This window comes from Streptomyces sp. NPDC020731 (assembly GCF_044334705.1).
Taxonomy (GTDB): Bacteria; Actinomycetota; Actinomycetes; order Streptomycetales; family Streptomycetaceae; genus Streptomyces.
In genome coordinates, this window is sequence record NZ_JBIRTN010000031.1 from 45,409 (window position 1) to 56,505 (window position 11,097).

At 70.7% G+C, this 11,097-nt stretch carries 7 protein-coding genes and 1 tRNA gene; 4 read left to right on the plus strand and 4 right to left on the minus strand.

Features of this window, described 5'->3' with window-relative positions; all coding sequences use genetic code 11:
• Positions 1-214: 214 nt before the first annotated feature.
• From ACH4VX_RS33865 to sucC, 4 genes are all read right to left on the minus strand, one after another.
• Positions 215-299, minus strand: a tRNA-Leu gene (locus tag ACH4VX_RS33865).
• A 147-nt stretch (positions 300-446) separates the two neighbouring features.
• Positions 447-1,988, minus strand: a complete 1,542-nt coding sequence (locus ACH4VX_RS33870) for an aldehyde dehydrogenase family protein (protein WP_398372969.1) — start codon at positions 1,986-1,988, stop codon at positions 447-449.
• Between the two features lie 58 nt (positions 1,989-2,046).
• Entirely contained in the window at positions 2,047-2,964 is a 918-nt protein-coding gene (sucD, locus tag ACH4VX_RS33875; protein ID WP_398372970.1) for a succinate--CoA ligase subunit alpha, read from the minus strand.
• A gap of 14 nt (positions 2,965-2,978) precedes the next feature.
• Positions 2,979-4,109, minus strand: a complete 1,131-nt coding sequence (sucC, locus tag ACH4VX_RS33880; RefSeq protein ID WP_398372972.1) for an ADP-forming succinate--CoA ligase subunit beta — start codon at positions 4,107-4,109, stop codon at positions 2,979-2,981.
• Between the two features lie 191 nt (positions 4,110-4,300).
• On the opposite strand from sucC, the gene ACH4VX_RS33885 reads away from it, so the two are divergent.
• The 4 genes from ACH4VX_RS33885 to ACH4VX_RS33900 all read left to right on the plus strand — a co-directional run bounded on the left by ACH4VX_RS33885 (position 4,301) and on the right by ACH4VX_RS33900 (position 10,928).
• Positions 4,301-5,983 (plus strand): thiamine pyrophosphate-binding protein, encoded by a 1,683-nt coding sequence (locus ACH4VX_RS33885; protein WP_398372974.1) that lies wholly within the window; start codon positions 4,301-4,303, stop codon positions 5,981-5,983.
• An 11-nt stretch (positions 5,984-5,994) separates the two neighbouring features.
• Positions 5,995-7,227, plus strand: coding sequence for a formyl-CoA transferase (gene frc, locus ACH4VX_RS33890; RefSeq protein WP_398372975.1), 1,233 nt, complete (start codon positions 5,995-5,997; stop codon positions 7,225-7,227).
• Positions 7,228-7,231: 4 nt separating this feature from the next.
• Complete coding sequence (locus tag ACH4VX_RS33895) at positions 7,232-9,427, plus strand: acetate--CoA ligase family protein (protein ID WP_398372977.1); 2,196 nt, start codon at positions 7,232-7,234, stop codon at positions 9,425-9,427.
• Positions 9,428-9,548: 121 nt separating this feature from the next.
• A complete protein-coding gene (locus tag ACH4VX_RS33900) occupies positions 9,549-10,928 on the plus strand; it encodes an OFA family MFS transporter (protein ID WP_398372979.1) in 1,380 nt (459 codons plus the stop codon).
• The last annotated feature ends 169 nt before the right edge of the window (positions 10,929-11,097 follow it).

The window sequence follows — 11,097 nt, forward strand, 5'->3', positions numbered from 1 at the left end:
AACCAAGCGCGCCGCGATCACGCTCGCCAGGGGGACCGGTCCCGGGAGGCGCTGTGGACACGGGGGCGGCCTCGGTCGTCGGACGGGCCACGGACAAGGCCTCGCGCCATGGCACCCTGCGGGCCGAGGAACCGAAGCAGGGACACACCCCTCGGTGACGCGAAAACAATCGATGGCCCCGACCGTTCCGGTCGGGGCCATCGATTGAGCGATGTGTCCGAGGGGGGACTTGAACCCCCACGCCCGATAAAGGGCACTAGCACCTCAAGCTAGCGCGTCTGCCATTCCGCCACCCGGACAAGGTGTCCGCCGCCTCGGCGGGGTGCTCCCCCCGCGGCGACATGGACAACCATACCAAGGTTTCGCAGTGCCTTTCACCTGCGTTTTCCGTCCCTCCGGGCGGTGGCGGGCGGGGTGCACGGTGTGTGTCCGGGCGGTCACCTGCGTCAGGGCATGAGCTGGTACTCCGGGAAGTTGCCGGGCAGCCGCTCCCCCGTCGGGCCCCGGGTCACCGCGCGGACCAGGAGGTCGCCGCCGACGAACGCGCCGCGCCAGGACGCGCCGAAGCCGCCGAAGAGCTCGTCGCGGTCGCCGCGGGAGCGCGGAACGCCGTGGCCGACCTTGAAGGCGCGGATGTGCGGGGCCAGCCGGTCGTAGGTGGACCTCTCGTCCGTGGACAGCGTGGCCACCAGCGCGCCGTTGGACGCGTTCATGGCGGCCAGCAGTTCCGCCTCCGTGTCGACCAGGACGATGGTGTCGACCGGGCCGAACGGCTCCGCGTGGTGCAGCGGGGAGGACCGGGGCGGGTTCAGCAGCGTGACCGGCTGGACGTACGCCGAGGTGTCCTGGCCGGGCAGGAAGCGGGCCTCGGACTGCGTGCCCCGGTGCAGCGGGACGGCGCCGCGGTCGATGGCCTCGGCGACCTGGTCGTGGAGCTCCTTCGCCTTGGCCGCGTTGATCACCGGTCCGAAGTCCAGCCGCGGGTGGGGGCCGGTGGGGTGTTCGACGGCGAGCGGGTGGCCGACCCTGAGCGTGCGGACCGCGGGGAGGTAGGCGGCCAGGAAGTCGTCGAACAGCCGCCGCTGGACGACGAAGCGCGGGTAGGCCGTGCAGCGCTGCTTGCCGTAGTCGAAGAGTTTGGGGATCACCGCGCCGAGGGTGTCCCAGTCCGAGTGGTTCCAGATGCCCCAGGTGTTGAGTCCTTCCTGTTCGAGGATGTGCCGCTTGCCGAGGTCGGCGACGGCCGTGGCGACGGCGGCGCCGGTGTCGCGGCCGCCGACGAAGGAGACGCAGCCGATCTCGGGCGCCCGCACCAGCGCCTCGGACAGCTCGCCCCCGCTGCCGCTGACGAGGGTGACGGGTATCCCCTCGCGGGCGGCGAGCGCCGAGGCCAGGGTGAGGCAGGCGACACCGCCGTCGGTCGGGGTCTTGGCGATGACCGCGTTGCCTGCCAGTGCCTGTACCAGCAATGCGTGAACGAGCACGCTCATCGGGTAGTTCCAGCTGGCGATGTTGGAGACGGGTCCGTCGAGCGGGGCCCGGCCGGCGAGCATGTCGTCGATGCCGTCGACGTACCAGCGCACGCCGTCGACGGCGCGGTCGACGTCCGCCTGGGCGAGCCGCCAGGGCTTGCCGATCTCCCAGACGAGCAGCAGCGCGAGGAGTTCGCGGTGCCGGGTGAGGGCGTCGAGGGTGGCGGCGACGCGGGCCCGGCGTTCCGGCAGCGGGACGTGCCGCCAGGCGCGGTGCTGGTCGAGCGCGGCGCGCACGGCCTGCCGGGCGGTGACCCGGTCCAGGCGCGGCGGGCCCGCGACGGGAGTGCCGTCGACGGGGCTGACGGCGGGCAGCGCCCGGCCGTCAGCCTGCCAGGCGGCGTTCCAGAGGTTGAGGACGCGGTCGTCCCGGAAGGCCTCGGGGGCGATGGTCAGGCAGCGCTGCCAGGCGTCGGCCCAGGAGGTGCCGGATTTGAGGGTGAGGGTGGGTGGCATGCGGTTCGCTCCGCTCCCGGTGCACGGTCGAGAGAAAGATGGGGGACGTCGAGGGGCCTCAGCCGTCGGCGTTCAGGACGGCGAGCACCTGCCGGGCCGTCTCCGTGGGCGTGGCGCCCACCCTGACTCCGGCCGCCTCCAGCGCCTCCTGCTTCGCCCGCGCCGTACCGGACGATCCGGAGACGATGGCGCCGGCGTGGCCCATGGTGCGGCCCTCGGGTGCGGTGAAGCCGGCGATGTAACCGACGACGGGCTTGGTGACGTGGTCGCGGATGTACGCCGCCGCGCGTTCCTCCGCGTCGCCGCCGATCTCGCCGATGAGGACGATCAGGTCGGTGTCGGGGTCGTCCTGGAAGGCGGCGAGGCAGTCGATGTGGGTGGTGCCGACGACGGGGTCGCCGCCGATGCCGACGCAGGTGGAGAAGCCGGTGTCCCGCAGCTCGTACATGAGCTGGTAGGTGAGCGTGCCGGACTTGGAGACCAGTCCGATGCGGCCCGGCTTGGTGATGTCGGCCGGGATGATGCCGGCGTTGGACTGGCCGGGGGTGATCAGGCCGGGGCAGTTGGGGCCGATGACGCGGGTGCCCTTGCGCCGGGCGTGGGCGAGGAAGGCGACGGAGTCGTGGACGGGGATGCCCTCGGTGACGACGACCGCGAGGCCGATGCCGGCGTCGGCCGCTTCGGTGACGGCGGCCTTGGCGAAGGCGGGCGGTACGAAGACGACGGTGACGTCGGCTCCCGTCGCGTCCATGCCCTCGGCGACCGAGCCGAAGACGGGGACCGCACTGGGGGTACCTCCCAGGCCGTTCAGGCTCTGGGGGACGTCGAAGTCGACGCTGCGGCCCGCCTTGCGGGGGTTGACGCCGCCGACGACGTTCGTGCCGGCGGCGAGCATCCGCCGGGTGTGCTTCATGCCCTCGCCGCCGGTCATGCCCTGGACGAGGACCTTGCTCTCCTTGGTGAGGTGGATCGCCATGTCGTCGGGTCTCCTCAGGGTGTGGTGGCGAGGTGGGCGGCCCGGCTCGCGGCGCCGTCCATGGTGGTGACCTGTTCGACGAGCGGGTGCGCGTGCTCGTCGAGGACGGCCCGTCCCCGGGCCGCGTTGTTGCCGTCGAGGCGTACGACGAGCGGCTTGGTCAGCCGTACGGTGTCCAGGGCGCGGACGATGCCGGCGGCGACCGCGTCGCAGGCGGTGATCCCGCCGAAGACGTTGACGAGGACGGATTTCACGGACGGGTCGGAGAGGACGGCCGACAGGCCGTCCGCCATGATCTGCGCCGAGGCCCCACCGCCGATGTCGAGGAAGTTGGCGGGGCGGGCTCCGCAGCCGGCCACCACGTCGAGGGTGGACATGACGAGTCCGGCGCCGTTGCCGATGATGCCGACCTCGCCGTCGAGCTTGACGTAGTGGAGGCCCTTCGCCGCCGCCGCGGCCTCCAGCGGGTCGTGGTGGCTGTCGTCCTCGTCACCCCAGCGTGCCTGGCGGAAGCGGGCGTTGTCGTCGAGGGTGACCTTGCCGTCGAGCGCCATGATGCGGCCGTCCCGGGTGCGGACGAGCGGGTTGACCTCGACGAGCAGGGCGTCCTCGCGGACGAGGACCTCCCACAGCCGGACGAGGACGTCGACCGTCTGCGGCGGCAGTCCGGCCGCCTCGGCGATGCGGGACGCCGTCGCCGGGGTGACTCCCCCTGCCGGGTCGACGGGGACGCGTGCCACGGCCTCGGGGCGGGTCGCGGCGACCTCCTCGATGTCCATGCCGCCCTCGGCGGAGGCGATGGCGAGGAAGCGGCCGGCGGCGCGGTCGAGGACGTAGGAGACGTAGAACTCCTCGGCGATGTCGACGGGCCGGGCCAGCATCACCGTGCCGACCGTGTGGCCCTTGATGTCCATGCCGAGGATCTGACGTGCCGTGAGTTCGGCGGCGGCCGGGTCGGCGGCGAGCTTGACGCCGCCCGCCTTGCCCCGTCCACCGGTCTTGACCTGCGCCTTGACGACCACTCGGCCGCCGAGTCGGCGCGCGATCTCGCGGGCCCGTTCGGGCGAGTCGGTGACCTCGGCCGGCGGCACCACGATGCCGTGTCCTGCGAAGAGTTCCCTTGCCTGGTGTTCGTACAGGTCCATCTCGGCTCCTGTCTGCGAAGTCGCCGGAGGGTCCGGAGAGGGGCCGGAGACCGGCGACCGAAAAGTGCCGCACACCCCCTGGACACCACCCATCGGATGCGGGATAACAAGCTTCATACAGTATTCGTCGACTGTATGCAATGTACCGCGAGAGCGTTCCCCGCCCCCTAGGAAGGGACAAGGACTTCGCCATGCCCGACGACACCCAGGACGTCATCTCCGGCGGTCATCTCGTCGCCAAGGCTCTCAAGGCCGAGGGCGTCGACCGCATCTACACGCTGTGCGGCGGCCACATCATCGACATCTACGACGGCTGCGTCGACGAGGGCATCGAGGTCGTCGACGTACGGCACGAGCAGGTGGCCGCCCATGCCGCCGACGGCTACGCGCGCATCACCGGCAAGCCCGGCTGCGCGGTCGTCACCGCCGGCCCGGGGACGACCGACGCCGTCACCGGAGTCGCCAACGCCTTCCGCGCGGAGTCCCCGATGCTGCTGATCGGTGGTCAGGGGGCGCACACCCAGCACAAGATGGGGTCGCTGCAGGACCTGCCGCACGTCGACATGATGAACCCCATCACCAAGTTCGCGGCGACCGTGCCGGACACGGCGCGTGCGGCGGACATGGTGTCGATGGCCTTCCGCGAGTGCTACCACGGCGCCCCCGGCCCCTCCTTCCTGGAGATCCCGCGCGATGTGCTGGACGCCAAGGTGCCGGTGTCCAAGGCGCGCGTGCCGCGGCAGGGCGCGTACCGGGCCTCGACCCGCTCGCCCGGCGATCCCGGGGCGATCGAGAAGCTGGCCGATCTGCTGGTGCACGCCGAGAAGCCGGCGATCCTGCTCGGCAGCCAGGTGTGGACGACCCGGGGCACCGAGGCCGCCATCGAGCTGGTGCGCACCCTCAACATCCCCGCGTACATGAACGGCGCGGGGCGCGGCACGCTCCCGCCCGGCGACCCGCACCACTTCCAGCTGTCCCGGCGGTACGCCTTCTCGGGCGCCGACGTCATCGTGATCGTCGGTACGCCCTTCGACTTCCGCATGGGCTACGGCAAGCGGCTCTCCCCCGACGCGACGGTCGTGCAGATCGACCTCGACTACCGCACGGTCGGCAAGAACCGCGACATCGACCTCGGCATCGTCGGTGACGCGGGGCTGGTGCTGAAGTCGGTGACCGAGGCGGCCTCCGGGCGGGTGAACGGGGGTGCGTCCAGGCGCAAGGAGTGGCTGGACGAGCTGCGGGCGGCCGAGCAGACCGCCCTGGAGAAGCGGCTGCCGCAGCTCCGCTCGGACGCCTCGCCCATCCATCCGTACCGGCTGGTCAGCGAGATCAACGACTTCCTCACCGAGGACTCGATCTACATCGGCGACGGCGGCGACATCGTCACCTTCTCCGGACAGGTCGTGCAGCCCAAGTCACCCGGGCACTGGATGGACCCGGGACCGCTGGGCACCCTCGGCGTCGGTGTCCCCTTCGTCCTCGCCGCCAAGCAGGCGCGGCCCGACAAGGAGGTCGTGGCCCTCTTCGGCGACGGCGCCTTCTCGCTCACCGGCTGGGACTTCGAGACCCTGGTCCGCTACGACCTCCCCTTCGTCGGTGTCGTCGGCAACAACTCCTCGATGAACCAGATCCGTTACGGCCAGGCCGCCAAGTACGGCAAGGAACGCGAGCGGGTCGGCAACACCCTCGGCGACGTCCGGTACGACGAGTTCGCACGGATGCTGGGAGGTCACGGCGAGGAGGTCCGTGACCCCGCCGACATCGGCCCCGCGCTGCGCCGGGCCCGTGAGTCCGGCAAGCCGTCGCTGATCAACGTCTGGGTGGACCCCGACGCGTACGCCCCCGGAACCATGAACCAGACCATGTACAAGTGAGGTGCACGCCCATGACCCCCAAGGCACTTGAGGGCATCCGCGTCCTGGACATGACGCATGTCCAGTCCGGGCCCTCCGCGACCCAGCTGCTGGCCTGGCTCGGCGCGGACGTCGTCAAGCTGGAGGCGCCGACCGGCGACATCACGCGCAAGCAGTTGCGCGATCTGCCGAACGTCGACTCCCTCTACTTCACGATGCTCAACTGCAACAAGCGGAGCATCACGCTCAACACCAAGACCGAGCGCGGCAAGGAGATCCTCACCGAGCTGATCCGGCGCTCGGACGTCATGGTCGAGAACTTCGGGCCGGGCGCCATCGACCGGATGGGGTTCACCTGGGACCGCATCAGGGAGATCAATCCACGGATCGTCTATGCCTCCATCAAGGGGTTCGGGGAAGGCCCGTACACCAACTTCAAGGCGTACGAGGTCGTCGCTCAGGCCATGGGCGGGTCGATGTCGACCACCGGCTTCGAGGACGGGCCGCCGCTGGCGACGGGGGCCCAGATCGGGGACTCGGGCACGGGCATCCACGTCGTGGCGGCCATCCTCGCCGCGCTGTTCCAGCGGGAGCACACCGGGCGCGGGCAGCGGGTGAACGTGGCCATGCAGCACGCGGTGCTCAACCTCTGCCGGGTGAAGCTGCGCGACCAGCAGCGCCTGACCCATGGTCCACTCGCCGAATATCCCAACGAGGACTTCGGCGACGAGGTTCCCCGGTCCGGGAACGCGTCCGGCGGCGGTCAGCCCGGCTGGGCGGTCAAGTGCGCGCCGGGCGGCCCGAACGACTACGTGTACGTCATCGTGCAACCCGTCGGCTGGAAGCCGCTGAGCGAGCTCATCGGCCGGCCGGAGCTGGCCGAGGACCCCGAGTGGGCGACGCCTCAGGCCCGGCTGCCGAAGCTGAACAAGATGTTCCAGCTGATCGAGGAGTGGTCCTCGGCCCTGCCCAAGTGGGAGGTGCTGGAGCGGCTGAACGCGCACAACATCCCGTGCGGGCCGATCCTGTCCACCAGGGAGATCATCGAGGACCGCTCGCTGGTCGCCAACGAGATGGTCGTCACCGTCCCGCACCCCGAGCGCGGCGAGTTCGTCACCGTCGGCAGCCCGCTGAAGCTCTCCGACTCCCCCGTGGACGTGAGCAGCTCCCCGCTGCTCGGCGAGCACAACGAAGAGGTCTACGTCGGCGAACTCGGCCTCGGGGACGAGGAACTGCGCCTGCTCAAGTCGAACGGAGTGATCTGACGTGATGGCCGAGGACCGGACGCTCCGGGTGCGCGCGCTGCTGGACTCGGTGCGCGCCGAGGGCCGCACCGCGCTCACCGCGCCCGAGGGCAAGGTGATCGCCGACGCGTACGGGATCGCCGTACCCGGCGAGGAACTGGCGGCCGACGTCGACGAGGCCGTGGCGTGCGCGGCGCGGTTCGGCGGGCCGGTGGTGATGAAGATCGTGTCGCCGGACATCCTGCACAAGACCGACGCCGGCGGTGTGATCGTCGGTGTGGAGGGGGCGGCGGACGTACGGGCGGCGTTCTGCAGGATCGTCGAGAACGCGCGGGCGTACGACCCTCAGGCGCGGATCGCGGGCGTGCAGGTGCAGGAACTGCTGCCGAAGGGGCAGGAGGTCATCGTCGGCGCGGTCACCGATCCGACGTTCGGGAAGGTCGTGGCCTTCGGGCTCGGCGGGGTGCTCGTCGAGGTGCTGAAGGACGTCACGTTCCGGCTGGCGCCCGTGGACTCCGACGAAGCGCTGTCGATGCTGGACTCCATCCGCTCCGCGGAGATCCTGCGCGGTGTGCGGGGCCAGGAGGGCGTGGACCGGTGGGCGGTCGCCGAGCAGATCCGCCGGGTCTCCGAACTCGTCACCGACTTCCCGGAGATCGCCGAGGTGGACCTCAACCCGGTGATCGCCACGGCGGGCGGAGCGGTCGCGGCCGACATCCGTGTGATCCTCTCCACCGGGGCACCGAAGGAGCGGCGCCGCTACTCGCGCGAGGAGATCCTCGCCTCCATGCGGCGGCTGATGCAGCCGCGTTCGGTGGCGGTGATCGGTGCCTCCAACGAGCCGGGCAAGATCGGCAACTCGGTGATGCGCAACCTCGTCGACGGCGGTTTCGCCGGGGAGATCCATCCGGTGAACCCCAGGGCCGATGACATTCTGGGCCGCAAGGCGTACAAGAGCGTCACCGACGTTCCCGGTGAGGTGGACGTGGCGGTCTTCGCGATCCCCGCCAAGTTCGTGGCCTCGGCGCTGGAGGAGGTGGGGCGCAAGCGGATCCCGAACGCCGTGCTGATCCCCTCCGGGTTCGCGGAGACCGGTGAGCACGAACTCCAGGAGGAGATCGTGGCGATCGCCGAGCGGCACGGCGTCCGGCTTCTCGGGCCCAACATCTACGGCTACTACTCGACCTGGCAGGACCTGTGCGCCACGTTCTGCACGCCGTACGACGTCAAGGGCGGGGTCGCGCTGACCAGCCAGTCGGGCGGCATCGGGATGGCCATCCTGGGCTTCGCGCGGACCACGAGGACGGGCGTGTCGGCGATCGTCGGGCTGGGCAACAAGTCGGACCTGGACGAGGACGACCTGCTGACCTGGTTCGGCGAGGACCCGCACACCGAGTGCATCGCGATGCACCTGGAGGACCTCAAGGACGGGCGCGCGTTCGTCGAGGCCGCGCGGCGGACGGTGCCGAAGAAGCCGGTCGTGGTGCTGAAGGCGGGGCGTACGGCGGCGGGCGCGAGGGCCGCGGGCTCGCACACCGGTGCCCTGGCGGGCGACGACGCGGTGTACGACGACATCCTGCGGCAGGCGGGCGTCATCCGGGCGCCGGGTCTGAACGACATGCTGGAGTACGCGCGCGCGTTGCCTGTGCTGCCCACTCCGCAGGGCGACAACGTGGTGATCATCACCGGGGCCGGCGGCAGCGGGGTGCTGCTGTCGGACGCGGTGACGGACAACGGGCTGTCGCTGATGGAGATCCCGGCCGATCTGGACGCGGCGTTCCGGGAGTTCATCCCGCCGTTCGGGGCCGCGGGCAACCCCGTGGACATCACCGGCGGGGAACCGCCGTCGACGTACGAGGCGACGATCCGGCTGGGTCTTCAGGACCCGCGCATCCACGCGCTGGTGCTCGGTTACTGGCACACGATCGTCACCCCTCCCATGGTGTTCGCCGAACTCACCGCGCGGGTGGTGGCCGAGTTCCGGGAGCGCGGGATCGAGAAGCCGGTGGTGGCGTCCCTCGCGGGCGACGTGGAGGTGGAGGAGGCCTGCCAGTACCTCTTCGAACGCGGGGTCGTGGCGTACCCGTACACCACCGAGAAGCCGGTGGCCGTGCTGGGCGCCAAGTACCGGTGGGCGCGGGCCGCAGCAGAACTGGGGCCGAAGGCCCCTCCGTCAGGGCGGTGGCGGGAGACGGGCGGGATGTCGGGGGGCGGCTCATGAGGTGAGCGGCGAGGGGCCGGCCGGCGGGTGCGCGTCGGCCGGCCCCGGGACCCGCGCGCGCACGAAAGGCATTGGACAGGGGGCGCTGGCCAGAACTTTCGACGCAAGGGGTGCACACAACATGACAACCACCGATGTCACACGGGTCGCCGTCCACCGGGAGGTGACCGACAGGAACGGACGCGTCTACCGCGTGGGCGAGTCCGACATCGACATCATGGGGCGCAAGCGCAAGTGGATGGTGATCCTGCCCTGGATCGGCATGATGGGCATCTCCTCCGCCGAGTACGCGTTCGCGTCCGCCGAGGACACGCTTCACGAGGCCCACCACTGGTCCAGCGGCAACATCTACTGGATGATGACCGCCTGGATATTCTGTCAGGCCGCGGTCGCCTTTCCGGCGGGGCGGTTGCGTGAGAACGGCAGACTGCCGGCGCGCTGGGCGATGATGCTGGGCTCGGCCGGCACGCTGCTCGGCTATCTGTCCCTGGCGTACGCGCCACACGTCTCGCTGGCCTTCATCGGGTTCGGCGTGTTCAGCGGCATGGGTGCGGGCATGGTGTACGCCACCTGCGTCAACATGGTCGGCAAGTGGTACCCGGAGCGCAGGGGCGGGAAGACCGGCTTCGTCAACGGCGGTTTCGCCTACGGCTCGGTGCCGTTCGTCTTCATCTTCCACGGCTTCATGGACAGCTCCAACTTCCGCTGGGTACTGGTCTCGGCGGGGATCTTCCTCGCCGCGACGGTGGCTCTCGCCGGCTTCTACTTCCAGGACCCGCCGAAGAACTGGTGGCCGGCCGCCGTCGACCCGCTGAACCCGCCGGAGGACCCGCGGGCCCGGCGTTCGCTGGAGAGGAACCCCCCGGCCGACAAGCAGTACTCCCCCATGGAGGCCTGGAGGACCGGCCGGGTGGCGCTGATGTGGTTCTGTCTCGCCTGCACCTCCGGTGTGAACATCTTCGGCATCGCCTTCCAGGTCGACATCGGTGAGGAGGCGGGCTTCGCGGCCGGAATCGTGGCCACCGCGATGTCGCTGAAGGCGATCGTCAACGGCACCGGGCGAGGCGTCATCGGCTGGCTCTCCGACCTCTACGGCCGCAAGCAGTGCCTGCTCTACGTGTGTGCCATCCTGGGCCTCGCCCAGTTCGGCATCATCTGGTCGGCCGAGATCAAGAACCTGCCGCTGTTCCTGGTCTTCTCCGCCGTCTCCGGTTTCGGCGGCGGGGCCATCTTCCCGATGTTCGCGGCGCTGACGGCGGACTACTTCGGCGAGAACAACAACGCCACCAACTACGGGATGGTCTACAGCTCCAAGCTCGTCTCCGGTCTGGGCGCGGGCATGGGTTCCGTGGTCGTCGGCGCCTGGGGCCACGTCGGCGCCTTCACCCTGGCGGGCTGCATCTCGATCTTCGCCGGATTCGTGGCGCTGTTCCTGCAACCACCGGGACGCTCGAAGGACAAGCGCATCACGCCCAACCCCCGGCCGCTCGGGGAGGGATGACCTGACGACGCTCCCCACGCACGGACCGGGCGGGCCCCCCCCCCCCCCCCCGGGGGGGGCCCCCCCGGCCGGGGGGGGGGGGGCCCCCCCCCCCCCGGCCGGCCCGCCAGTGTTTGGGGCGGGTAGTTGCCACACCCCCCCCCAGCCCGCGGGGGGGGGGGCGCCGGGG

What these genes read in the sequence shown, in the direction of transcription:
- ACH4VX_RS33870 (WP_398372969.1), bottom strand. Translation starts at nt 1,988, where the DNA reads ATGCCACCCACCCTCACCCTCAAATCCGGCACCTCCTGGGCCGACGCC.
- ACH4VX_RS33900 (WP_398372979.1), top strand. Translation starts at nt 9,549, where the DNA reads ATGACAACCACCGATGTCACACGGGTCGCCGTCCACCGGGAGGTGACC.
- sucC (WP_398372972.1), bottom strand. Translation starts at nt 4,109, where the DNA reads ATGGACCTGTACGAACACCAGGCAAGGGAACTCTTCGCAGGACACGGC.
- frc (WP_398372975.1), top strand. Translation starts at nt 5,995, where the DNA reads ATGACCCCCAAGGCACTTGAGGGCATCCGCGTCCTGGACATGACGCAT.
- ACH4VX_RS33895 (WP_398372977.1), top strand. Translation starts at nt 7,232, where the DNA reads ATGGCCGAGGACCGGACGCTCCGGGTGCGCGCGCTGCTGGACTCGGTG.
- sucD (WP_398372970.1), bottom strand. Translation starts at nt 2,964, where the DNA reads ATGGCGATCCACCTCACCAAGGAGAGCAAGGTCCTCGTCCAGGGCATG.
- ACH4VX_RS33885 (WP_398372974.1), top strand. Translation starts at nt 4,301, where the DNA reads ATGCCCGACGACACCCAGGACGTCATCTCCGGCGGTCATCTCGTCGCC.